This is a genomic window from Streptomyces sp. NPDC002787 (assembly GCF_053592095.1).
The window spans coordinates 1-24,549 of record NZ_JBSFVC010000050.1 but is presented as its reverse complement, the minus strand read 5'-3'; the positions used below and the strand labels follow the sequence as shown (position 1 = coordinate 24,549).

Below are 24,549 nucleotides of genomic sequence, written 5' to 3'. Positions count from 1 at the left end.
GGGGAGAACGGGGAGGCGGCTGACGTGAGTTCGGACGGGGGCGGCAGCGGTGGTGGGGGCGCGCCGGACACCGGCAAGTCCTTCGACAGCTTGTACGGCGTGAACCCTCAGATGGCGCTGGACATCCAGCACGACGCCATGAAGGACTTCAAGAAGCGTGTCGACAACCTCCTCGTCGAACTCGGCAAGTCCGAGGCCGCCCCCGACAAAGTGGGCCAGGACCGCCTGTCCCGCGCCCAACTGGGATCGGCCGACTTCAAGGAAGCACAGTTCCTCTACGAGTCGTACGCCATCGTCCATGACGAGTTGGAGAACCTCTCGAAGGCGCTCAGCGCCCAGATCGAGGGGGTGGGACTGGCTGTGCACGCGTCACGGGTGGGCTTCGAGAACCTGGACGAGGACATCAAGGCGCGGATGCGGGAGGTCAATGCGGAGGTCGACAAGTACTACGACGTCGACCGTGACCCGTACGCCCAGCGGCAGGCCGAGCAGCAGGGCAAGCACCAGGGCGAGCCGGTCGCGGAGGTCACCGACGGGGAGAAGGGCCTGTAATGAGCGAGCAGCCCAATCGGAAGCAACCCACCCCCCAGCACACGGACTTCGAGTCCATGACCCACGCGCAGCTGGTGGCGATGCTCGACTCCGCCAACGCCGAGGGCGCCTACGACCTCGCGGCGAAACTCTCCAAGGCCGCCTCGACGATCACCAAGATCGGCGACGACCTCATGACGTACGTCAAGGGCCTGGAATGGCAGGGCGAGGCCGGCGACACCTTCCGTGAGTGGGGCGGGCAGACGGCGAGCGCCACGCTTCACCTCGGCGAGTACGCCGAGGTGGCGTCCCGGTGGATGGGCATCGTCTCCCAGGCGATCGCGGAGGCGAAGGCGGTCATGCCGGACACCTCCGAGACCACGGCCGCGCAGGCGGACCTCCGCACCGCGGAGAAGTCCCTCGCCGCGACCAAGGAGCCCGGCGCCCGCAACGACCCCGACTCCCGAAAGCTGGCCCAGACCGCCCAGTCCGACGCGACGGCGGCCCAGGGGCGGATCGACGCGGCTCGGTACGAGGCCGTGCAGCAGATGCGGAAGCTGGCGCAGGCTTATCAGCAGTCGGCTGCGCAGGTTAATTCTGTGGAGCCGCCTACGTTTGTGCCGCCGGCTAGGAGCATGGACCCAGACAAGTGGGTTGGCGGTCGCGATCAATATGAGTCGATCACTGTTCTGTCTGGTGGAAGTGGCAATGGGACAGGTTCGTCCACCGCTTCCGGACTCAACGGCCGCGAACGCGAAATCACTTCGCACTCGATCCCGACAGTGCCCGGAAAGGGGCGAACTTCTCATTCCGACCCGGTCACCATGGGTCTTGACGGCCTGAACACCCTCCCGAAATCTCCAGGGCCAGACCTCATCCACCCCCCGACTGTTCCCGGCGGCTCAGAGCGTCCCGACCCACGTCTTCCCTCGCAACCGGTCGGGATCCCGCCCTTCAACGGCAACAGAAGCGGCACTGGTCCGACTGCCCCCGGCCGTGTTCCGTCGGCCACTCGGGCACCGTTCCTGCCCGGTCAGGGCATGGCCAACGGCAGTGCTCGCATGCCGCGCGAGACCGGGATCGTCGGAGGCCGACCCGTGCCTCCCGCCTCAGGCCGTCCGACTGGGTCCCTTCCGAGGGGGACCGTCATCGGTGAAGGCACGCAGGGGCGTACGGCGATGGGGCGTGGCATCACCCCCGGCATGCCTGTCGGAGGCAATTCCGGTGGCGGGCACAGCAATGCTGCACCTACCGGCCGACGTCTGGCATCCGAGACCGGCGGAATGATCGGCAACCGTCCGAATCAGCCTGGCAATGGCGGAGCCCGTCCCTTCACCCCAGGAGGAACGGGTCTCACTCGGCATGCTGGCGGCGCCGCGCCGGCACAGGCCTCCACGCAGCGCCGCGATGGGGCCACTGCACACGCAGCCAATTCGCCATCACCGCGACGCGATCCCCGTCAAAGCGATCGACCCGACTACCTGACCGAGGACGAGGAGACCTGGCAGCGCGCCAACCGTCGCCCGCTGCCGCCGGTTGTGGACTGACTCCTCCTTCGGTTGCGACCCTGGAAGGCACATGCGAACCAGCAGTAAGCAAACATTGCGACCCGCGTCGGCAGTCGCAGGCGCCCTCGGCCTGCTGCTGGTGGGCATCACCGCAACTCCTGCGCATGCTGACTCGATTCGCTCCCGGCAATGGCACCTTGATGCCATGCACGCTGATGAGATGTGGAAGACCAGTACCGGGCGTGGACTGACTGTCGCCGTCATCGACTCCGGAGTCGATGACGGTTTGGCCGATCTCAAGGGCCAGGTTCTTGAAGGTAAGGACTACTCGAATCAGTCCGGCGACGAACACACAGACCTTGAAGGGCATGGCACCGGCGTGGCCGCGCTCATCGCGGCCACGGGTGCACGGGGAGAGCTCAACGGCTCCTACGGCCTCGCCCCCGGCGTGAAGATCCTCCCCATCCGTATGAAGTACGGCACCGAAGATTATGGAAAAGTGGATACAGGAGCCGAGTACTCCAGAAAGATGACGGAGGCCATCCGATTCGCGGCAGATTCCAAGGCACAGATCATCAACATTTCCATGGCCAGTGCCGACAGCCCAGGGATGCAGAACGTCGGTACCAAGGAACTCGCCGCAGCCGCAAAGTACGCCCTCGACAAGGGTAAGTTGATTTTCGCTGGTGTCGGCAACCGCGGAGACAAAGACAATCAGCCCATGTACCCAGCGGCTACACCTGGTGTCGTTGGTGTGGGATCGATCGATGAGGACATCGAACGAAGCTCCTTCTCCCAGTGGGGATCACAAGTAGACATCGCCGCCCCTGGTGAGAAGATGGTCCATGCGTGCCTCGGCGGCACTCAAGTCTGCAACTCCGACGGAACCAGCTACGCCACCGCCATCGCCTCCGCGTCCGCCGCCCTCATCTGGTCGAAGCACCCCACCTGGACGAACAACCAGGTCCTGCGTGTCCTGATCAACACGATGAAGGGCAACGAGAAGAAGTGGACCTGGAACAACGCCATCGGCTACGGCATTGTGCGTCCACGAATCGCGCTGCAAAACCCAGGCGATCCTGGGCCCGCCGACAAGTGGCCCCTCTCGGACCTCGCCGCAGCCGCAGCCGCAGAGTCAGCTTCTCCTTCTCCTGAAGCCTCGAAGTCAAGCGATTCTTTTGACGCTGCCGAGAAGGCCAAGGAGGACGAGCGAACTACTGGTACGACGCCCTCGGACGAAGACGACGCAGCCCTTTGGATCACTTTGGGCATCAGCGCGGCCGCACTGCTCGGCTCAGCGATCGCCGTACCGATAATCGTCGCACGTCGCCGACGCTCCGCCCTCCCACCGATCCCACCGCCCCCTGCCGGTTACGTGCCTCCCGCTTCGCAACTCCACGAGGCCTCTGGCATCTACGGCCCGCCCTCAGGGCCTCCGAACTCCCCGTACGGGCCGCAACCTCCTGGGCCCGGCCCGCTCTCCTGAACGCTCCGTCCGAGCAGACGTCGAACCAACCGGCCCAATTAGGCACTGTTGTCACCAAAGAGGTCTCTGTGTCCTTCGAAGAACAGTGGTCATCAGCCCGCGCTCAGGCAACGACCAACAGTAGTGCGTCCGCTGCCGCCGATTCGGGTCAAGGGGAGGCAGGTGGGCGCATGGTCTTTATCGACTTCCCGTGGCTCAAGGGCGCCAGGGTTCTCACTGAATTGCGCACAACCACGGCATCCGGCGTGACGCAACTCGGTGGCGATGGCAGCACCTTTTCCGCAAGCGCCAAAACATTGGCAACAGTGTTGGCCATGGACGCCGTCCGTGACTCATGGCATCGCCGTTTGAAGGCGGTCCGGGACGAGTGCGAGAACCTTGATTCGCCGATGCGTCAGGTAGCTCGGGACCAGGGAGAGAACGAGGCCGCACTTACGTCAGCCATCGCCAGTGAACGCATGTCGGCGCCACAGTTTTCGGGCGGGAAGTAAGAACTTTGCTATCTCTACAAGAGCTCAAGGGTCTCAAGCTCACGGAGCTTGTCGATGCCGCCCGAGGTTGGTCCGAGATAAGCAAAAAAGCCTACTCCTCCCGCGATCGAGTCAACAACGAGATCGTTGCCACCCTGACAGACACACAAGAGAATATGTCAGCGGTCGAGGCTGTCATACGCCTGGGACGACTCGCACGGAACTACCAGTACATCCATACGGAGTGCGGCTTGGTGAGTGCTGCTCTAAATGGCCTCGCCGAAGAACTGGCTGGTCCACAGCGTAGCCTCCTCGAGGCTCTCGCAGAGGCCGAGAGTATGAAGTTCGAGGTGTTCGATGACGGCTCAGTGCGCTATCCGCCAGCCACATCGAGCGACACAGAACTACCCGGTGACACAGTGTCGGGGGCTGATGACTTCTTTTCCCGGGCTCTTCGGACCACAGCAGCCGCAGCCACCTTGAATCCGAACGCGGCACTCGCTCAAGGAATCGCCAACAGAATCGCTACCGCGTTGAGTGAGGCAAACTCGATTGACGAACAATATTCCGTGGCAGTCGGCAAACTGAAGGCCGCAGAAGGGCTTGAGGTCACCGATGCGACATGGGCAGATGTGAACGCTGATGCCTCCGCCGTTCACGGAGCTGTCGACGATGTTTTCAAGGACGACATTCCCACAGACAAATCTGCAGCAGAACGGAAGGAATGGTGGGACGGCCTCAGTGAGGATGACCGCATCGCCTACATGGCAATCTACCCAGACACCATTGGCAATCTGGACGGCATCCCAGCAGACGCCCGAGACGAAGCCAACCGCACCTACCTGCCGCAGCTCATGGGAAAGTTGGAATCTCAAGGCGGTGAGGATGCTCAGACAAAGCTCGATGGTCTGCGTAAGATCGACGAGCAACTGCGGGCGGGAAGCGAACCTCCCATGTATCTCCTCGGAATCGGAGACGAGGGACAGGGTCGCGCGATCGTTTCTTACGGGAATCCCGACACGTCGAAGAATGTATCCGCCTACGTTCCCGGCTTGAGCACAAAACTTGACAGTGAGTTCGCTGATGGCACGTTGAAACGGGCACGTGATACTGCTATCGGCGCTCGTGAACTCGATCGGTCGAGTGCCTCCATCATCTGGCTCGGGTACGACGCCCCGCTGGGCGCTGACGTAGCCGTCACGGGCGACGCCGAAAGAGGTGCCCCCGCCTACCAGGAATTCATGAGCGGTATCGCGGCGACGAATGATCACAGCGATCCCCATGTCACCGCGATCGGCCACTCGTACGGTTCCTTGACGGTGGGTACAGCCAGCCAGCAACCCGGCGGTATGCCCGACGTCGACGACTACATACTGCTCGGCAGCCCAGGCGTGGGTGTAGATCGGGCCGAAGATCTCGGTGTTGGCAGAGATCACGTTTTTGTCGGCGCAGCAGGGAATGACCTCGTCACACACGCACCGTCCACAGGTTCGGTCGTCGGAGGAGCCATCGGAGCGGGGGCGGGTTGGGCTTTGGGGGGACCCATCGGTGGCGGCGTGGGCCTCGTTGTGGGCGCCGACGTGGGAGACCCCGGTGACGATGATAACTGGTTCGGAAGGGACCCTGTGAGTGAGGAGTTTGGTGCTATTCGTATGCGAACCGACGACGGTCCTCCTGCCTGGACCAATGGTTTCGAAGCACACTCCAATTACTTCAACCCGGAAAAAGATCAAGTGTCTGCAGACAACATCGCGAAAATCGTTGCCGGCAATCCGGACTCGATCGTACGGGAGGATCATCGATGAGGGTCCGTCTCGGATTGACCGCGCTGATCGTCGCGCTCGTCTCGGGTTGCGGCTTGGTAGGTGACAACGGCGACGAAGGGCAAGATGTGTCCGACATGACCATGCAGCAGGCCGCAGAGCGAGCGGACAACCTTCTGGTCAGCACCCTGAATTCGATCAGGCCTCAGGTGAAGTGGGTGCACGGGCTGTCCTCGGACCTGACCTGCTCGGTGTCACGCAGGGCCGCTGTGACCACCATCATTTCTCCGGAGCGCAGGGGAAACTTCCTGGGCATCGTGGAACGCCACTGGCAGAAGGAGGGATTCACCCACCGCGAGGCGAGTGACGACGCCACGAACCCGGCAACCTACTTCCTGACTCCGGATCAATTCCAGATCCGACTGCTCTTCGGCGATCAGGGCCAAGCGCTCTTCGAGGTGACGACTCCTTGCGTCCAGAAATCCGCAGTTTCGGCGCCCAAGTCGGTTCCCGGCGTTCCCGACTATGACGGGAGCGAACCGCCACTGCCCAGCGAGGCGTCCGACTTCTGGTCGGCCAACACCCCGATCCCATCGACCTCAAGTTCGTGAGAGGGAGGAACCGGCAGATAGCGCAGGGGGAGGCGAGAACTCGTGTCGCCTCCCCCTGTCGTGGTCGCCTTCAGCCCATCAACATGCGGATGCGCTTCGCGCCGTCCAGGTCTGTGCCCTGGTAGCCGACGACCGACCGGTCCAGGAGGCTGGCGATGAGATTGAGCTGCTGGGTCATGGCCTGCATCTCGGTGGTGTTCTTGCGCTGGATGTCTCCGTACGCCGTCTTCGCCTCGCCCTCCCAGGTCTCGGCGACGCGCTTCACCTCCTGCATGAGGGCTTCGAGTTCCTGCGTGAGGTCCGTTGCGGTCTTACGGACGTCACTCGCCGCCTGGGTGACCGTGGCGTAGTTGATCGCTGTGCGGTCGAAACCGGTGCTCATCGTGGGTCTCCTCCGTGGCTCAGGCGAGGCTGGTGATGCGGTCGGTGGTGTACGTCTGGCCCCTCATGCCGGCGTCGGCCTGGGCCTGGGACTCGGCGGAGTTGTCCACCTTCCGGATCTCCGCGATGCGCTCCTGCTCGTGGTCCTCGAACCCGTTGACGGCCATGCGCATGACGTCTTCCAGGTCGACGAGGTTGTCCTGGAGCTTCTTGAGGTGGACGTTCACCTCGCGCTGCACCCTGTCGTACTCCTGACTGGCCGCGCCCTGCCAGCCGCCCTGAATCATGTCCACGACCGTGTTGAGTGACGTCACACGACGGCTCACCTCAACGTGGAAGTTCTGGATTTTGTTGGCCAGCGCGATGAGTTGGTCGTTCTCGCGTTTCTGGTCCGCCGTGATGTCACTCACAGGTTCTCCACCCTCCTCTTGATGTGACGGCGGTATCGACCGCCGCGACGCGTCCATCGAGGCCCGACGCCCAGATGGTCCAGGCGGGCAAGAATCACCGTGATCGCCGCGCGACGCGCGGCCACAGCGTTACACCGCCCCCGTGCCGTACCACCCACGTGATACCGCATATCACTCTAGTCACCTGACGTGACGCTTCCAACTGCAAAGCCATAACGGGGGAGTTCAGGGGCGGCTCAGAGGTCGGGCAGGTAGCGGGGCCAGAGTCGCACGAGGAGCACGGATCGCCAACGGGGGGTGAGGTGAGGATCGCGGGGTGTGACGCGGTGCTGTTCCGTTTGTCGGTCATGGGTGTGCCTGTACACAAGTACTGTGAGTCCGTAGCTCGTTCGTACGTCGGGAAGGGACCGCGCCGTCATGGCCGATGGGCTGGACAAGGACGCCGAGAAGGCACTCAAGGAACGCAAAGAGCGCGAGAAGGACGAGCTGTACGCGCTCGACATCTCGGGGGTGGAGTGGCACAGCGCGCCGGGTACCGAGGAGCATGAGGAGCGGGTGGAGATCGCGTACCTGCCCGAGGGTGCCGTGGCCATGAGGTCGTCGCTCGATCCGGACACGGTTCTGCGGTACACCGAAGCCGAGTGGCGGGCCTTCGTGCTCGGGGCTCGGGACGGGGAGTTCGATCTGGAACCGGCGCCTCACAACGGCGGGCTCGACCAAGGGGTCGACGCCACGTAGCGAGAGCCCAGCGGAGAGGCGGAGCGAGGACTGCAGTGATCGCCGTCTGGGGGCCGCGCTGCGTCGTAGCCGTCCTCCCGGAACCGAGGCCCGGTGCTCGACGCGCCAGGCCCCGCGCACTCACCTCTTCGTCCGGGCGCCTGGTGCGGTGTCGTGTCGGCGGGCCAGAGGTCATGCTCAGGCGTCGTTTCCTCGGTACCGGCGGCGGCGCAGATCGCGGAGTACGACCGCCGTGCCGGCGATGACCGTGACCAGGGCCGCGGTGATGCCGAGGGCGTACGTGGCGTAGCGCTCGTCGCGTTCGTGCGGGGTCTCGGCGAGGGTGAAGCGGGCGGTGTCGGGGGCCGGGGCCTTGGACACACCTGGGTCCGGGGTCGGCGACGAGGGCGGGTCGGCGAGGTCGGAGTCCTGGACGGCGCGAACCGGGTCCACGACTCCCCAGCCGACGAAGTTGTCGTGGCCGTTGACGGAGCGTTCGGCGGTCTGCTCGATCCGGGTCACGATCTGGGCGGTCGACCAGTCCTCGTGCTTCTCCTTGAGGAGTGCGGCGACGCCGGCGACGAACGGGGCGGAGAAGCTGGTGCCGTTGTCCGTGCACTGGCCGCCGCCCGGGACCGTGGACACGATGTCGACGCCGGGGGCCGCCACGCCCACGAACTCACCTGCCTGGGAGAAGGAGGCCCGTTCGTTGTTGCGGTCGGAGGACGCCACGGCGAGGACGCCGGGGAATGCGGCCGGGTAGGTGTTCTTGTAGGTGCCGTCGAGGCCGTCGTTGCCGGCGGAGGCGACCACGACGACGTCCTGGGCGATGGCGGCGCGTACCGCCTGCGCGAGCCTGGACGTGCCGGACAGGGGCTTCGTCGTGTCCTGGGAGATGTTGATGACATCGGCGCCCTGGGACACGGCGTAGGTGATCGCCTCCGCCATGGAGTCCGAGTCGCCGCTGTTCTCGGCGTCGTTCTGGCGGATGGGGATGATCGTGGCGTTGGGGGCGAGGCCCACGAAGCCCGTGCCGTCGTGTGGACGGGCCGCGATGATGCCCGCGACCTTCGTCCCGTGTCCCTCGCGGTCGTTCGTCGGGTCGGCGCCCTTGCCCTTGGCCAGGAAGTCGCGGCCGGCCGCCTTGTCGACCGCCGTCTTCAACTGCGGGTTACTGTCGTCGACTCCGGTGTCGATGACCGCCACCCGAATGCCCTTGCCCTTGTCGGTGCCCTGCCAGAGCTCGTCGAGGAGCACCCGCTGCAGCGCCCAGGGAGTGCCCTTGATCTGCTTGGCGGGGAACGTGCACTCACCACTGCCGTCGAGCCGCACACGCGCGGTGAACGCATCGGACGCGCCGAGCCCGGCCCCGGGCGGGGCGGTGCTCAGCGCTGTCAGCAGTACGGCCGTGGCCGGCAGAGTTGTCTTCTTCGGCGACACCTGTACGTCGCTCCCGTCCTTCTGTGGTGTGGAGCCGCTGCGGGGGTGGTGCGCAGGCGCTCGCGTTCACGAACCCTGCGGCTGGCGGGCGCTGTTGGTGTCGAGGCGGGGGCCCTTGGCCAGGAACTCCGACCAGACCAGCGGGACCTTCGCCGGCCGGACGTTCTCGTAGCCGAGCTTCACCTGGGCCTCGCTCGGCTCCGGCGTCCCGTCCGACGTCTTCTGCTTGCCGTCCGTGCCCACACCGGAACGCTCGCTGTCGCTGTCGCCGTTCGCCTGGACGGCGTACCTGAGGCCGGTGTCCGTCACGAGAAAGAGCGATCCCGAGTCGCTGTCGGTGCCCTGGATCTGTGTGTAGAGCAGTCCCGTGCCCGGGGTGACGTACGTGCTCGTGCCGCCCGCGGCGATCTCGGCGGGGTACTCGGCGCCCGCCCAGGTCTGGAGCGTCGTGTCGTTGTCGTCGTCCACGTCTCGCAGGACACTGCACACGGTGTTGCGTCCGGAGTCCGCGGAGGCGGAGTTGACCATGGAGGCGCGCCGCGTCGGCCAGTCCGCCGGCTGGCCGGCGAAGGGGGCGCTGTCGGCGGTGAAGTCCTGGAGGCCCACCCTGGCGGCCTCACCGTTCATGTTGAGGACGGCGGTCCGGGGCGAGTTGATCAGCAGCCAGGCGGTGAACTCGCTGATGGGCTTCACCTGGCCCGGCAGTACGACGTAGTACTTCTCGCCCTCGCCCGTCTCCGTCACGAGCACCATGCCGACCCTGTTCTCGTCGTCGGAGAGCTGGCCCTGGACCCCGGCGGGGGAGCCGATGCCGGCGGGGAGTTCGGGGAACGAGATCGGATCGCCCTTGTGCAGGGTGTCGATCCATTCCTTCGTGACGAGCTGCGGTTGCTTGGAGCCCACGAGCGCGTCCGTCAGCTTCCGGTCGTCCTCTTCGGTCGCCGCGCCTGCGACGGCGTACGCCTTCCCGGCGGCGTCCACCAGATAGCGTTCCCCCGTACGGGTCTTGACGTACAGGACCTCGCCGCCGGAGAGGCGTTCGGAGCCGTCCGTCTTCTTCACGTCCCGGTCGGCCAGGACGAACGTCGCCTCCTGGACCGTGCTTCCCTCGCCGCCGGGCTGCTCGCAGACCGCCCACCGCTTGGCCTTGCCCGCCTCGTCGGCGGTCGGCAGCCGGTCCGGCGCGTAGGGGATGCCGAGGATCGGGCCACGGGGCGGCTTGCCCGAGTCGAGGATCTTGTCGCTGATCTGGACGACCTGGTAATCGGCGCCGTTCATGAGCAGACGGGCGGAGGCCAGATTGAGGACGGGGTGCAGGCGGGTCGTCCCCTCCGTCTTGAGGACGACATAGCGCGTCGTGGACTGCTTGCCCACGATGACCCGGGTGCCCGGCTGGTTCCAGTCCTTGGGCGCGGTGGGCTGGAACATGCCCCAGGCGCCGAAGACGCCCAGGACGAGGGCGCCGGCGATCAGGCTGGGCACGACGGCCCGCAACGGCTTGGGAGCCCCTTCTTCCGAACCCCACGGGGACGGCTGCAGAAAGGCCGCGAGAGTGCGTCGCTTCGCGAACGTGTAGGCGTTGAGTTCGTCCCGCCGTGATGCCATGAGTGCCTGTTTCTCCCCGTACCGCGCCCGGGGGGCCGACGCCCCCGCCCTCCGCTGTCAGACCGGCCCCTACTATGCCTGTTGAGCCACTGCGCATGTGGGGCGGGTAGGGTTCGTTCCACATCGAGGCCGCCGTCGAGCAGGGCGTTTCAGGTGACTACGGGGGGTTTGCAGCAATGGCTTCCGCAAGCCGGACGCGATCACGATCGCGTACAGAAGCGGCCGACCCGCGTTCCACTCCTTCCGCCGTGCCCCCGGTCTCGCCCGCGGTGACGACGCCCGCTCCTGGTCCGTTCGCACCGCATCTCAAAGCGGGTTCCGGGCACTTCGGGGCATTCCGGTTGCAGCAGGTGCTCCTCGTCGAAGCAGCCGCCGCTGTACTGCTCGTCGGCTGGGCCGTACACCCCCTCGCTCTCGTGCCCGCGGCCGTCGCCGCGATCCTGCTGGTGCTGCTCGCCGTTGTACGTCGCCGGGGGCGCTCGCTGCCCGAATGGCTGGCCACGGCACGGGCGTTGAAGGCGCGGCAGCGCAAGGCGGCCGACACGGTGATACCGCCCGGGACCGAGCCGGGGCTCGCGCCCGCGGTGGAGTGCGACCCGACTCTGCGGACCTACGCGTACGGCGGACGGGACCGGCGCAGCGTCGGGATCATCGGGGACGGCACGTTCGTCAGCGCCGTGTTGCAGGTGGAGGCGGACGCGACGGCGCTGCGGGCCGACAGGAGCCGCCAGCCGTTGCCGCTGGGTCTGGTGCGGGACGCGCTGGAGGTGGACGGGATCCGGCTGGAGGGGGCACAGATCGTGCTGCACACCCAGCCGGCGCCCGCGATCCAGTTGCCCCAGCAGTCAGTGGCCGTCAGCAACTACGCGCCGCTGCAGGCCCAGACGGGTACGCCGGCCATCCGGATCACCTGGATCGCGCTGAAGCTCGACCCGGAGCTGTGCCCGGAAGCCGTGGCCGCGCGTGGGGGTGGGCTCCCGGGGGCGCAGAAGTGCGTGGTGCGGGTCGCGGACCATCTGGCCAGCAGGCTGACCGGGGCCGGGTTCCGTACGACCGTGCTCGACGAGCAGGAGCTGATCGCCGCCGTCGCCACCTCCGCCTGCGCCAATCCCCTGGTGACGGCCGAGGCGGGGCGTACGGAGACTCCGCAGCGGCGGACCGAGGAGTCCGGGCGCAACTGGCGGTGCGACAACCGCCGGCACACGACGTACTGGGTGCGGCGGTGGCCGCAGTTGGGCGGTCGGGGTCCCATGCTTCCGCAGCTCGTGGGGCAGCTGACGGCCGTGCCCGCGCTCGCCACGACGTTCAGTCTGACCGTGGCACGCGGAGTGCGGCAGGAGGTGACGGTCACCGGGCATGTGCGGGTGACGGGGCGCAGCGACGACGAACTCGTGGCGGCTCGGCGCGCGTTGGAGCACGCGGCCCGGCAGGCCGGGACCGGGCTCGCGCGGCTCGACCGTGAACAGCTGCCGGGTGTCCTCGCCACGCTGCCCCTCGGAGGTGTCCGCTGATGACCATGACCGGTACGGGCCCCTACGCGCCCGATTCCAGCGCCGCCGACCCCGGTTCCGCCGCCCCGGCGGCCCACCTGGGTGAGCGGATGCGCGAGCGGCTGCGTTCCGGGTTCGGGCTGATCGGGCCCCGGCACGGACGGCACGCGCTGTCGGTCGAGCAGTTCGACTCGCTCGCGCTGCCCGTCGGGGACGACGGCGTCGTCATCGGCGTCGACGCCGAGAGCCGGCCCGCCGTCCTCGGGATCAACCGCCCCACGCCCTACGACGTCGTCCTGATCGGCGGACTGTGGACCGCCCAGGTGCTCGCCCTGCGGGCGGCGGCCACCGGGGCACGGGTCGCCGTGGAGACCGGGCGGGCACAGTCCTGGATACAGTTGGTGCACGCCATGGGCGGCGGCCAGAACGGTCTGGCCGTGTACGACGTCGGGCGGGTGCCGCCGCAGGGTGCGTCGGCCGCCGGTCCCGTGCTGGTCGTGCGTGACTGCGGTATGCGTCCGCCGCGCGGACGGGTCGTCGCCGGGCCCTGGCAGTCCGTACTGACGCTGTTGCCGTACCTCAGTCCGGTCGCACCCCGGCTCATCCGGCAGGCGCGGCTCGTCGGAGTGCAGCGGGTCTCGCCCGACGAGGCGGCGGAGTTGGGGCGCACGATGGCTCTGCCCCGGCCGGACGTCGATTCGTTGCCGACGCTCGCAGACGGTGTCACCCTTTGGTGCGCCGACCGTGACCGGCAGTACGTGATGACCCAGCCGACCGACGCCGAGACCGGATTGCTGGGTACGCCTCGGCGGATGGACTGACGGGTGTTCCAGGTCCGACCGCTGGCACGAGCAGTCCGCCGGGTGCCGTCGGAGGCACGGCGTCGGTGAGCGCGTGTTGTCGGTCGGCCACTCTCCCCTTTCGAGTTGTTCACCTGTAATGACCGGTTTGTTCGCACTCGTTGGGGATACGTGCGCCATCTCAGGGCAGGGTGTGACGGAGCGGGCGGGCGCGGAGGGGCGGACGGGCCTGCCGTCGTGGCGCTCGTGGTGATTAGGCTGGGACCGGGGGCGCACATCACGACGTCACGACGACACGACTCGAACGACCAGAACGGTCGGCCCCGGCACGGCTTTGAGGGTGCTCGACCACACCAGGAGGAATTGTGAACAGCGATCGGGACGGGATCCGCGGGGGCTGGGCCACACCCGGCGATGACCAGTCCGACGCGGAGTCCGCCGTCGAGACGACGGGCGAGTTCACCATCGACTACGCGCCGCCTGCCTGGTACACGCAGAACGCCTCGTCGGGAGGGGCGGGTTCGGAATCGGGTTCGGGTGCTGACGCGGAGTCGGGCGCGGGGAGCGTTCCTCCGGCCGTCGGGTCCGTGACGCCTCCGCCCGCGCCGCCGGCCGCTCCTCCCGTCAGTCCGCCCGTCGGTCCGCCCGTCGACATGCCCGGCGCATCCGGGGCCGCTTCGGGTGGCACGTTTCCGCCTCCCTGGCCTCCGGTGGCCCCCGCGGTGTCCCAGGCCGACGTCGGCAGCGGGGACAAGGGAGACAACGGGGACATCGAGAGCGGCGCGACCATGCGGATTTCCGCTACCGCGTTGAAGCGTGAGATCGCGGATGCGGCTGCGGCCAAGGGTGCCTCCGACATGCCCGCCGATGCGGGTGCGGGTGCTGGGCCGGGTGCGGGTGAAGGCGTTGCTTCCCGTGGTGAAGCGGGCGCCGGTGACTTCGCGTTGAACGCGCCGCAGGGAGCGGAAGGCACCTCGGGGGGTCCCGCCGGGTCCGACACGGGGTCCGTTGACGGTGATGCGGCTGGCGCCGACGTAGTGGCAGAGGCTGATGCGGCCGTCGCCGAGTCACCGGTCGAGGAGCAGGGGCAGGACGGCAACGGGGCCACCGGGGCCACTGCCGCCGAGACCGCCGCGCAGCCTGGTGATGCCGCATCGTCCGGCGAAGAGCAGAACGCGCAGGACACGCAGGACACGCAGGACAGCAACGGTCAGAGCGGCGAAGGCGTGGTGAGCGCCGAGGTTTCGGCTGCCACGGACGCGGTCGGCGATGCCGGTGCCGCCGAGGGCGAGCAGGCCGGCGGCACCGAGAACTCGGATGCCGTCTCCGGCGGAGCCGAGTCGACGGATGCCGCCGCTCCCGAGGGCTCCGTCCCGCAGGACGGAGCCTTGAACGCCGCCGAGCCTGCCGCCGACGCCGGCACCGCCGCGCCCCAGCCCGGCTCGCCTCAGGACCCCGCGCCCGCCGCGGCCGCCACGCCCGCTCAGGACGCCCCCGGGGGCGTGCCCCAGGCGCCTCCCGCCTGGACGCCTCCGCCGGCGCCCCAGGGTGGGCTTCCGCCGTTGCCGCCCTCGTACCAGCCCGCCTCACCCGCCTCGCCCACCGCGCCTGCTCCCGCGGCGCAGTGGCCCACGTCCGCACCGGCCGCGTCGGCCACGCCGGGGTTCCCCGATATGCCCGGTCAGCAGCCGCCTGCGGCCGCGCAGGGCGAGCCGACCGTGCCGCCGCAGCAGCCGTTCCACCCGCAAGCGCCTCAGGGCGCGCCCTCGGCCTGGGGCAACCCGGTTGACGCCGCTTCCGGCGTACCTGGTGCCCCCGGCGTGCCCGGCTCGCCTGGCACCCCCGGTGCCCCTACGCCGCCCGGCGCTTCCGACGCCCCCGGTACGCCAGCGGCCCCGGCTCCCGGCCCGACGCCCCCGCAGGCCCCCGGTGCCCCCTCCCCCGCCGGCTACGGCTTCCCGCACCCCGCCGGCCCCGTGCCTCCGCAGACCCCCATCCCCCAGCAGGGCGGCTACGGCTTCCCCCAGCCTCCCGGCCAACACGGCCACTCGGGCCAGCCGGGTCACCCCGGCACCCCCGCCCCCACGACACCCCCGGCCCAGCCCACGCCCGGTTACGGCTTCCCGCACCCCGGCGCACCCGTACCCCCGCAGGCCCCCATCCCCCAGCAGGGTGGCTACGGCTTCCCCCAGTCCCCGCCCCAGCCGGGCCCGCCCAACTCTCCGGCCCCCCAGGCCGGCTATGGCTTCCCGCCCTCCGGAGCGCCCGACGCGCCTGGGGCCCCCGGTGCACCTGGCGCGCCCGGCGCCCCGACCCCCCAAGCCGCCACGCCCAACGCCCCCATCCCCCAGAGCGGCTACGGCTTCCCCCAGCCCCCCGCTCAGCCCGGCCACCCGGAGCACCCGGGCCAACCGCAACCCCCGTTCCCCGGCCAGCCCGGACACCCGGCCCAGCCGGCCCAGCCCGGTCAGCCGGGCCAGCCCGGTCAGCCCGCGAACGCCGCTCACCCGGGTCAGCCCGGTCAGCCCGGCGGTCACGCCCAGCCCCCCGCCCCCATCGACCCCCGCACCGGTGCCGCCTGGCCGCAGCCCGTGCAGCACGACCACCGGCAGCCCACCAATCCGGGTGTGGCGCCGCTCGGTTACACCGCGGCCGTCGAGCTGTCCTCCGACCGGCTGCTGAACAGCAAGAAGCAGAAGACGAAGAGCAGCCGTCCGGGGTCGGGCGGTGGGCTGTTCAAGCTCGGTGGGAAGAAGGAGGAGGCCGAGCGGCAGCGGAAGCTGGAGTTGATCAGGACGCCGGTGCTGTCCTGCTACCGCATCGCGGTCATCAGCCTCAAGGGCGGCGTCGGCAAGACCACGACCACCACGGCCCTCGGCTCCACGCTCGCCACCGAGCGGCAGGACAAGATCCTCGCGATCGACGCCAACCCGGACGCCGGCACGCTCGGCCGTCGCGTGCGGCGCGAGACCGGGGCGACCATCCGCGACCTCGTCCAGGCGATCCCGTACCTCAACTCGTACATGGACATCCGGCGGTTCACCTCGCAGGCGGCCTCCGGGCTGGAGATCATCGCCAACGATGTCGACCCGGCCGTCTCCACGACGTTCAACGACGAGGACTACCGGCGCGCGATCGACATCCTCGGCAAGCAGTACCCGATCATCCTGACCGACTCGGGTACGGGTCTGCTCTACAGCGCGATGCGCGGCGTGCTCGACCTCGCCGATCAGCTCATCATCATCTCCACGCCGTCGGTGGACGGTGCGAGCAGTGCCAGCACGACGCTGGACTGGCTCTCCGCGCACGGGTACCAGGACCTGGTGGCACGTTCCATCACGGTCATCTCCGGGGTGCGGGAGACCGGAAAGATGATCAAGGTGGAGGACATCGTCTCCCACTTCGAGACGCGCTGCCGCGGCGTCGTCGTCGTGCCCTTCGACGAACACCTCTCCGCCGGCGCCGAGTTGGATCTCGACATGATGCGGCCGAAGGTGCGGGAGGCGTACTTCACGCTCGCCGCGATGGTCGCCGAGGACATCGCCCGCCACCAGCAGTCGCACGGCCTGTGGACGTCGGACGGCAACCCGCCGCCGGTGGCCGCCCCGCCCATGCCCGGCCATCAGACGCCGGGTCAGCAGACGCCGGGCCAGCAGCCGTATCCGCCGCAGCAGCCGGGCCAGCCGTACCCCGGCCAGCCCGGCCCCGGCCAGGCCCCGCAGCCCTACGGTCACCCCGGCCAGCCGGCGCCGGGCCAGCCGTACCCGCAGCAGGGCCAGCCCTACCCGCCGGCACCACCTCAGCAGTAAGCAGCAGAAGTAACCAGCAGCAGTCGGACACGGCAAAGGGCCCGTACCGTTCACGCGATCGACGAACGGTACGGGCCCTCCACGCATCCCTGCGTATCCAGGCCTGTCCATGTGTCCAGGCCTCGGTGGCTACTCCCCCTCGTACGCCCCGATCAGCTCCCGGCACCTCTTCACGTCGTCCCTCATCGCCACGAGCAGCGCTTCCAGCGAGTCGAACTTCGCCTGTCCGCGCACGAAGGCGAGGAAGTCGACGGCGACATGGAGGCCGTAGAGGTCGAGTCCGACGCGGTCGATGGCGTACGCCTCGACCGTGCGCTCGGTGCCGTCGAACTGCGGGTTCGTGCCTACGGAGATCGCGGCGGGCATGGCCTCTCCGTCGACGTGCAGCCAGCCGGCGTAGACGCCGTCGGCGGGGATCGCGGTGTGCGGGAGAGTCTCGACGTTGGCCGTCGGGAAGCCCAGCTCGCGGCCGCGCTGGGCGCCGCGTACGACGACGCCCTCGACGCGGTGGGGGCGGCCGAGGATCTCGCGCGCGCCCTCTACGTCGCCCTCGGCGACCAGACGCCGGGTCAGGGTCGAGGAGAAGGGCCTGCCACCGCCCGCCTCGCCGGTGACGAACAGGTCGACGATCTCGACGTCGAAGTCGTACGTCTTGCCCTGCTCGGCCAGGAACGCCACGTCTCCGGCGGCCTTGTGGCCGAAGCGGAAGTTGGGGCCCTCGACGACCGCCTTGGCGTGCAGCTTGTCGACCAGGACCTTGACGACGAAGTCGGCCGGGGACAACCGCGAGAACTCTGTCGTGAAGGGCAGGATCAGGACCGCGTCCACGCCCAGTTCGGCCATCAGCTCGGCGCGGCGGTGGTGCGGGGCGAGCAGTGGAGGATGGGTGCCGGGGCGCACGACCTCGCTGGGGTGCGGGTCGAACGTGACGGCGACGGAGGGAACGCCCAGCTCACGTGCGCGTTCCACGGCGTGCCGGAGGATGAGCTGGTGCCCGCGGTGCACCCCGTCGTAGGAACCGATGGTGACGACGCTGCGCCCCCAGTCCTCGGGGATGTCCTCCAAGCCACGCCAGCGCTGCACTGTGACCGCTCCTCGTCGAACCCGTGTCCGTATTGACGCCTAACCCTTGCGCAGGTCTAAGGGTGCCATGCCCGGTGCCCTTGGCCCGCATCGGCATCCGGGCTGTGACCCGGAGCACGGGACGCGACCCCGCCTCACGCGGGCACCCGCACCGTCGGCACCCCCGCCAGGTTCTCGATCATCCGGCGTGTGCTCGGCCCGACCACCCCCGCCCACTCCTGGGGCTGGCCGCTCAGCCAGCCGGCCACGAGCCCCGCGAAACCGGGTTCGTGGCGGGCCAGGTCGACGAGCGCCCAGTCGAAACGGGTGGCCCCCTCGGGCGTACGGACGAGCAACATCCCGACCCGGTGCACCAGCACCCGGGTGGCCGCACCATAGTCCCCCGCATCCCCCGCATTCCCCATGTCCCCGGCCTCCGTCGTCGCTCCGCGCGCGGCGACCGCCCGCAGCAGCACGTCCAGGACGGACGGGTCGCGTTCGGTCGCCATCAGCAGGTCGAGCAGTTCGCGCCGCAGCGGGCCGGAGGCCGGGGTGCCCGGCTCGGCGAAGACCGGCGCGAGGGCGGCGCGGACCTGTACGGGACCGTCGACGATCAGGTCGCTGACCAGCGGGAACAGTACGGCACGGGTGCCCGGCCCCTGCTCCAGCCGCCGGTCGACGTACGCGGCCACGTGCCCGGCCACCTCGGGGCGCAGCTCGACGACCTCCCGTACGAGCGTGGTGACGCGGCGCGCGAGACCGGGTGGGGTGACCTCGGCGAGCGTGCGCAGGGCCGCCCCGTCGGAGCCGTCGGCGCCCGGGGTCCGCAGCCGGGTGCGGAAGGCGTCCAGGACCGGGTCCGGGTGGGTGGCGAGGGCGGTGACCAGGGCGCTCGGGGGCAGCTGCGGATCACCGGCCGCGAAGCGTTCCAGCGCCTGCGGCAGATAACGGGACCTGGTCCGTGGGTCGCGTACGAGCAGGGCGAGCGCGCCGCTGTGCAGGGTGACGTCGGCCGGGCGGCCCAGGAGGGCGAGGGCCGCGGAGCGGAGCAGGTCGCGGTCGGCGTCCGTGCGCACCTGGGGAGCGGTCCGCAGACCGTACGCGAGCGCCGCGACCCGGCGCGCCGGGCGCTCGTCGCGGGCCCACCGGTCGACGGCCCGACACACCGTCGAGGGCTCCTCCTCGGACAGTACGGCGAGGAGTTCGTCGCCCCGCCGGTGCGCGCTGTCGGCCAGTGCCTCGGTCAGGTCGTCCAGGGCGCGCCGCCGATGGGTGTACAGCAGCGCCTGCGCGGCCGTGGCCACGGTGGCGTCGGGGGTGGCGACCAGCGGGGTGTCGTCGTCGAACCAGCGGGTGAGGAGGGGCTGTACGGCGGTGGGGGCGTCGGCGAGGAGGCGGGAGACCACGTCCAGATAGCGGAGCCCCTCGCCGGTGGGCGGGTCGGCGACGACGAGGCGCCGCAGCAGGTCGAACCGTTCCGCCTCGGGCAGCGGCAGCGACGCCCAGAAGTCCGGCCCGAACTCCCCCGGTACGCCGCGGCCCTGGGCCCGCCAGGCCCCGATCCGCTCGGTGAGGAACCGCAGCACGCGCGTGTACGGCGTCGCGTCGGGAACCCTCAGCAGCACCTCGGCCAGGAGGCGGGTGGCCCACCAGGTCGGGTCCTCGGGTGCCGGGGCGCCCGGCGGCAGCAGCGCGTCCAGCGCGTCGAGCAACTCCTCCAGGCGCCCGGCGAGTTCGTTGGGGCCCTGCTGCCGGCCGAGGAGGAGCAGGGCGTGGACGACGGGTCCGATGCGGTGGCGCGGTACGGGAAGGTTGTGGGTGGCCCGGCGGGCCTGCCGGCGGACGCGGGCCTCCGACGGCATCGTGCCCCAGCCGCGCCGCGCCTCGGCCTGTGCGACCCAGCCACGGTGCACCAGTGCGTGCAGCGCGGCGTCGAGGTCCAGGTGCGCGCCCTGGATCCAGTCGGCCAGTTCCTCGTGGGCGAAGCGGTACCCGTCGCCCGCGGGGACGAGCAACCCTTCGGTGAGCACGGCCGAGGCCCAGCCGGTGGTGCCGCCGAGCCGCCGCCCGAGCACCGGCCCCCAGGGAAACACCGCCTCGAACGAGGCCCGGTCCAGCTCGCCCTGTCCGGGCCCGAGACACCGCCGCGCCGCCTCGTGGACCTGTCCGGACACCTGCACCGCGAGCCGCCGTACGGCCGTGCCCCGTACCCCGTTCACCGCGGCGAGCCGCACGGCGACGCGCAGGCACATCAGGTCCAGGTAGGCGGCCAGCACCTCGTCCCGGCCGGGCCGACCGGGGGCCCCGGCCGGAGATGCCGCCGCACCGGCGGAGGCCGCCCTCGCGCCGGAGGAGGGCCCCGCCGTACCGGAGAACGACGATTCCCCACCGGCACCCCCTCCCGGAGCCCCCTCGGCACCCCCTCCCGATGCCCCCTCGGCATCCACACCCGAAGCCCACGGCCCATGCGGCACCGACTGACTGCCCCCGGCCTCGCCCCCGCCGGGCGGTCCGGCGAAGGCGCCATCCTCGCCGGACCGCCAGTCCGGGCCCTCCGGCAGCGCGGCCCGCACCTCGGACAGCAGCCGCAGGGTGAGCGGATGCCGGGCGTCAGCGGCGGAGAGCGCGTGCTCGGGGATCCCGTACCGCAGCCGGGCCCGCCGGGCCTCGCCCTCCGTCAGATCGCCCAGCCGCACGCAGGCGGGCAGCGACTGCCCCCCTTCGCCGGGCACCTCCCCGTGCAGCAGGTCCGCCGGGAACTGCGCCCCTGCCCGCTCCCAGTACTCGGCACGGCAGGCCACCACGAGCCGCGCGCCGTTCTCCCGCAGCCACTCGACCGTCCCGGCGGTCCACTCGGCCAACCGGTGCGCGAGCGTCGGCGGCATCTCCTCGGGCCCGTCGAGCAGTAACAGCATCGGCCGCCCCGCCGCCCCCGCGAGCCGGGCGAGGTGCCCCGGCCGGATGTCGCCCAACTCCCCGACGTACCGCCCGGCCTGCGCCGACGCCTCCCCGACGGCCGGACTCTCCCCGGGCACGCCCGACGCCGCCACGATCCGCCCCGCCCGCTCCAGCGCGCGGCGCGCCGCGTCCGCCACGCCCTGGTCGTCGGAGAGGAGGTCTGCGCCGCGCAGCCACAGCGTGGGGGCGGGCTCGGACCCCCGGCCGCGCCTCGCGGCCAGGGCGGCCAGCTCTGTCGTACGGCCGCTGCCGGGTGGGCCGACCAGGCCGAGGACGGTGGCCGGGCCGTCGGCGAAGGCGGTGAACTCCCTGACGACATCGACGCGTTCGACGGGGTCGGTACCGGTCGCCGTGAGGGCGCCGACGCTCGCCGCCGGCCCGTCCGACCCCACGGTGGTGGCCGTGAGCTCCAGCACCCCGGCCAGATTCAGATCGGTGCCGTACGCGGGCACGGTCGCCGCGTTGCGTGCGAGCAGCTCGGCCAGCGGCGGCTCGGCCCGCCATCCACGCAGGGGTACAGCGAAGCCGGTGGCCCGGTGCTGTGCCTCCAGGGCCGTGCCGAGGACGCCCACCACGGCTCCGGTGGTCATGTCGAGGACGGGGCCCCCGGCCGCGCCCCCGCCCAGCCGCAGCGCCTCGGTCCCCGCCGTGCCGATGGCCAACTCCAGGACGCCGCACAGCAGATGGAAACCGTCGGTCGCGGTGTAGGTGACATCGGCCGTGCCCAGGACGCGGGCCTCGCGCCAGCCGCCGGCCGCGATGCGGACGTACGCCCCCGTCCCGACCTCGTCGCGCGGGGCGAAGGGCAGTGGGTCCACGCACAGGCCCTCGGTGCGGATGAGTGCGAGATCGAGGGCGGGCAGCGGGGTCACCGCGTCGGAGGTCACCACACAGACCCGGTCGCCGGAGGCGTGCACCACGATCCGGGCCAGCCCGTCCACCGCCTCGTGGCTGGTGACGACCGTACCGTGGTGATCGGCCACGAAGCCCGTGCCACGCGGTCGTCCCCCCAGATCGCCGACCCGCACCAGGACTTCGTCCCGCGCCGGCCGACGGCCGTCGTCGGTTGCCCGACGGCCCCGTACCGCCATGTCCTGACCTCCCCGTCGTACCTGTGTTCCGACGGTAGGCATGTGAAGATCAGCAGGACAGGGCGCTCGGCGAACGCGCCCCCTTCCGCTCCCTCGGTTCACTCCGAGCGCCTGCACGAAGGGGTGAATAGCCCCGAGCAGATGGATACACCTCTGGGTGGGGGAACCGAGGGGGGACCGTGGAGCGGCGGGAAACAGTCCCGCCGCTCCGCTGGGTCGAGTGGGTGGCGTCGGGTGCCTGGGGCACCGGCCGGGTCAGGGGCTGCGCCCCTGGGACCCCCGCTTGAGCGCTCGGGGGTTGCGGAGAGCTTGGCGGGTGCGGCGGGTTGGGATGTGGTTGATCGCGCAGTTCCCCGCGCCCCGCAGTCCGCGGTGCCGACGCCCGAAAGGGCGCCTTCAGCCGAAGACCGCCAGGCTCTTGGCCTTGCCCTTCTGGCTTTCCACGAGCACCAGGAAGCGCCCGGCCGGGTCGAAGACGGCCACGGCGCCCCGGCCCGCGTACTCCTCGGGCATCTCGAGCCGGACCCCGTTCAGCAGGAGCCGCGCGCGCTTGTCGTCCACGTCCCAGCGGGGGAACGCGGCTGCGGCGGCCTCGGCGACCGGCATCACGGTCAGCTCCTCCTGGAGCTGGTCGAGGGTCCGCGCGGAGTCCAGCTTGTACGGCCCGACGCGCGTCCGGCGCAGTGCGGTGAGGTGGCCTCCTACGCCCAGATCGGCGCCCAGGTCGCGGGCGAGGGCCCGGATGTACGTCCCGGAGGAGCACACCACCGACACCACCAGGTCCAGCACCGGGGTGCCGTCCTCGGCGACGGCGTCCCGGACGTCGTACACGGCGAAGGACGAGATGGTGACGGGCCTGGCGGGGATCTCGAAGTCCTCGCCGTCCCTGGCCCGCTTGTACGAGCGCACGCCGTCGATCTTGATGGCGCTGACCTTGGACGGCACCTGCATGATCTCGCCGGTCAGCTTGGCGACGCCGGCGTCGACGGCGTCGCGGGTGACCTTCGACGCGTCGACCGACGCCGTGATCTCGCCCTCGGCGTCGTCGGTGAGCGTCGTCTGTCCGAGCCGGATGGTCCCCAGGTACTCCTTCTCGGTGAGCGCGAGGTGACCGAGCAGCTTGGTCGCCTTCTCCACGCCGAGGACGAGCACACCGGTGGCCATGGGGTCGAGCGTGCCCGCGTGCCCGACCCGCCGGGTGCGGGCGATGCCGCGCATCTTGGCGACGACGTCGTGCGAAGTGAAGCCCGACGGCTTGTCGACGATGACAAGGCCGTCGGGCGTGGTGGTCTTCTGGCGCTGCTGGGTCATTCGGAGGCGTCGTCCTCGTCGTCCTCGCCCGGCTTGCGGTACGGGTCCGCATCACCGGCGTACTTCGCCCCCGAGGCGCTCTCGCGCACCGCGGCGTCCGAGGTCCGCGCCTTGTCGAGGAGGTCCTCGATGGTCTTGGCGGTGTCGGGGAGGGCGTCGGCCACGAAGGTGAGGGTCGGCGTGAACTTCACACCCGCGGCGCGACCGACCTCGGAGCGGAGGATGCCCTTGGCACTCTCCAGTCCCGCGGCGGCGGCCGCCCGCTCCTCGTCGTCCCCGTACACCGTGTAGAAGACGGTCGCCTCCCGCAGGTCCCCGGTCACCCGGGTGTCCGTGATGGTGACGTGTGAGCCGAGCCGCGGGTCCTTGATCCCGCGCAGCAGCTTCTGGGCCACCACCTCTCGGATGAGGTCCGCCAGCCTCTTGGCACGCGCGTTGTCGGCCACTGGTCCGTCTCCTAGCTCGTTCTGCGTTACCGCTGTTTCCTTGATTGTCCCTGCGGCCGGTCAGTCGTCGTCACCGTGCAGGCGGCGTCTGACCGAGAGCAGTTCCACCTCCGGGCGACCGGCGACCAGCCGCTCGCACCGGTCCAGCACATCGCTCAGATGTCCTGTGTCCCCGGACACCATGGCCACGCCGATGACGGCGCGGCGATGCAGATCCATGTGGTCGACCTCCGCCACACTCACCGCGAACTTGCGTTGGAGTTCCGCGACGATCGGGCGGACGACGGAGCGCTTCTCCTTCAGCGACCGTACGTCGCCGAGCAGGAGATCGAAGGACAGAGTCCCCACGTACATGTATGTATCCGGTTCACCCGCCGGTACGGGATAGATGGCCCGCCTCGTGTGACCGGGCGGGAACATCAGAACCGTACAACGAACCCGGCGGGCGGCTCGACGGGATTGTTTCGCCCCCGCCGCCCCTACCCGTCCCTCCCCACCAGGGGCTGCGCCCTTTCGACCCCCGGGTGCGTTTCTTCGGGTGCGGGTGGGTGGGGGCTGGTCGCGCAGTTCCCCGCGCCCCTAAAAGATCTAGGCCCTGCGGGCCTGCACGGGGCGCAGCCCCTGCTTTTCAGGGGCGCGGGGAACTGCGCGACCAGCCAC

Annotated in this window: 19 protein-coding genes and 1 pseudogene; 11 read left to right on the top strand and 9 right to left on the bottom strand. The window is 69.9% G+C overall.

Annotated features, from left to right (window positions below):
- The first annotated feature begins 24 nt into the window (after positions 1–24).
- The 6 genes from ACWD26_RS40740 (at position 25) to ACWD26_RS40715 (ending at position 6,369) form a co-directional block, all read left to right on the top strand.
- Positions 25–552 (top strand): hypothetical protein, encoded by a 528-nt coding sequence (locus tag ACWD26_RS40740; RefSeq protein WP_451278255.1) that lies wholly within the window; start codon positions 25–27, stop codon positions 550–552.
- Positions 552–2,078, top strand: coding sequence for a WXG100 family type VII secretion target (locus ACWD26_RS40735; RefSeq protein WP_451278253.1), 1,527 nt, complete (start codon positions 552–554; stop codon positions 2,076–2,078). The genes ACWD26_RS40740 and ACWD26_RS40735 overlap by 1 nt, the downstream gene beginning before the upstream one ends.
- Before the next feature lie 31 nt (positions 2,079–2,109).
- Positions 2,110–3,525: a type VII secretion-associated serine protease mycosin gene (mycP, locus tag ACWD26_RS40730; protein WP_451278251.1), complete on the top strand. Its 1,416-nt coding sequence runs from the start codon at positions 2,110–2,112 to the stop codon at positions 3,523–3,525.
- Positions 3,526–3,695: 170 nt separating this feature from the next.
- Entirely contained in the window at positions 3,696–4,016 is a 321-nt protein-coding gene (locus ACWD26_RS40725; protein WP_451278249.1) for a hypothetical protein, read from the top strand.
- A 5-nt stretch (positions 4,017–4,021) separates the two neighbouring features.
- Positions 4,022–5,800, top strand: a complete 1,779-nt coding sequence (locus ACWD26_RS40720) for an alpha/beta hydrolase (RefSeq protein WP_451278247.1) — start codon at positions 4,022–4,024, stop codon at positions 5,798–5,800.
- Between the two features lie 14 nt (positions 5,801–5,814).
- Complete coding sequence (locus ACWD26_RS40715) at positions 5,815–6,369, top strand: hypothetical protein (RefSeq protein ID WP_451278245.1); 555 nt, start codon at positions 5,815–5,817, stop codon at positions 6,367–6,369.
- A 70-nt stretch (positions 6,370–6,439) separates the two neighbouring features.
- Here ACWD26_RS40715 and ACWD26_RS40710 read toward each other — a convergent pair whose 3' ends face one another.
- Both ACWD26_RS40710 and ACWD26_RS40705 read right to left on the bottom strand, forming a co-directional pair.
- Complete coding sequence (locus ACWD26_RS40710; protein ID WP_451278243.1) at positions 6,440–6,751, bottom strand: WXG100 family type VII secretion target; 312 nt, start codon at positions 6,749–6,751, stop codon at positions 6,440–6,442.
- 19 nt (positions 6,752–6,770) lie between these two features.
- Complete coding sequence (locus ACWD26_RS40705) at positions 6,771–7,160, bottom strand: WXG100 family type VII secretion target (protein WP_451278241.1); 390 nt, start codon at positions 7,158–7,160, stop codon at positions 6,771–6,773.
- Between the two features lie 417 nt (positions 7,161–7,577).
- Between ACWD26_RS40705 and ACWD26_RS40700 the strand changes: the two genes are divergently transcribed.
- Entirely contained in the window at positions 7,578–7,898 is a 321-nt protein-coding gene (locus tag ACWD26_RS40700) for a DUF397 domain-containing protein (protein WP_451278239.1), read from the top strand.
- 177 nt (positions 7,899–8,075) lie between these two features.
- Here ACWD26_RS40700 and mycP (ACWD26_RS40695) read toward each other — a convergent pair whose 3' ends face one another.
- Both mycP (ACWD26_RS40695) and eccB read right to left on the bottom strand, forming a co-directional pair.
- Positions 8,076–9,317, bottom strand: coding sequence for a type VII secretion-associated serine protease mycosin (gene mycP / locus ACWD26_RS40695; RefSeq protein ID WP_451278237.1), 1,242 nt, complete (start codon positions 9,315–9,317; stop codon positions 8,076–8,078).
- Positions 9,318–9,383: 66 nt separating this feature from the next.
- The gene (gene eccB / locus ACWD26_RS40690; protein WP_451278235.1) at positions 9,384–10,922 is read right to left on the bottom strand and encodes a type VII secretion protein EccB; all 1,539 of its coding nucleotides are present in this window, start codon (positions 10,920–10,922) and stop codon (positions 9,384–9,386) included.
- A gap of 176 nt (positions 10,923–11,098) precedes the next feature.
- Here eccB and eccE point away from each other — a divergent pair, with 176 nt between their 5' ends.
- The 4 genes and pseudogenes from eccE (at position 11,099) to ACWD26_RS40670 (ending at position 17,021) form a co-directional block, all read left to right on the top strand.
- Positions 11,099–12,433 carry a type VII secretion protein EccE gene (gene eccE / locus ACWD26_RS40685; RefSeq protein ID WP_451278233.1) on the top strand — a complete coding sequence of 445 codons (1,335 nt, stop codon included), beginning with the start codon at positions 11,099–11,101 and terminating at the stop codon, positions 12,431–12,433.
- A complete protein-coding gene (locus ACWD26_RS40680; RefSeq protein ID WP_451278231.1) occupies positions 12,433–13,233 on the top strand; it encodes a hypothetical protein in 801 nt (266 codons plus the stop codon). Before eccE ends, ACWD26_RS40680 begins: the two co-directional genes overlap by 1 nt.
- A 344-nt stretch (positions 13,234–13,577) precedes the next feature.
- Positions 13,578–13,661 (top strand): annotated as a pseudogene (locus ACWD26_RS40675) (SCO5717 family growth-regulating ATPase); the annotation flags it as partial.
- 588 nt (positions 13,662–14,249) lie between these two features.
- A complete protein-coding gene (locus ACWD26_RS40670) occupies positions 14,250–17,021 on the top strand; it encodes a nucleotide-binding protein (RefSeq protein ID WP_451278277.1) in 2,772 nt (923 codons plus the stop codon).
- A gap of 129 nt (positions 17,022–17,150) precedes the next feature.
- Here the strand turns inward: ACWD26_RS40670 and ACWD26_RS40665 are convergent, their stop codons facing one another.
- From ACWD26_RS40665 to ACWD26_RS40645, 5 genes are all read right to left on the bottom strand, one after another.
- A complete protein-coding gene (locus tag ACWD26_RS40665) occupies positions 17,151–18,104 on the bottom strand; it encodes a bifunctional riboflavin kinase/FAD synthetase (RefSeq protein ID WP_451278229.1) in 954 nt (317 codons plus the stop codon).
- 134 nt (positions 18,105–18,238) lie between these two features.
- The gene (locus ACWD26_RS40660) at positions 18,239–22,132 is read right to left on the bottom strand and encodes a trypsin-like peptidase domain-containing protein (RefSeq protein ID WP_451278227.1); all 3,894 of its coding nucleotides are present in this window, start codon (positions 22,130–22,132) and stop codon (positions 18,239–18,241) included.
- 396 nt (positions 22,133–22,528) lie between these two features.
- Positions 22,529–23,443: a tRNA pseudouridine(55) synthase TruB gene (gene truB, locus ACWD26_RS40655; protein ID WP_451278225.1), complete on the bottom strand. Its 915-nt coding sequence runs from the start codon at positions 23,441–23,443 to the stop codon at positions 22,529–22,531.
- Positions 23,440–23,889, bottom strand: coding sequence for a 30S ribosome-binding factor RbfA (rbfA, locus tag ACWD26_RS40650; RefSeq protein ID WP_451278223.1), 450 nt, complete (start codon positions 23,887–23,889; stop codon positions 23,440–23,442). The genes truB and rbfA overlap by 4 nt, the downstream gene beginning before the upstream one ends.
- A 60-nt stretch (positions 23,890–23,949) precedes the next feature.
- Positions 23,950–24,243, bottom strand: coding sequence for a DUF503 domain-containing protein (locus ACWD26_RS40645; RefSeq protein WP_451278221.1), 294 nt, complete (start codon positions 24,241–24,243; stop codon positions 23,950–23,952).
- Positions 24,244–24,549: the final 306 nt, after the last annotated feature.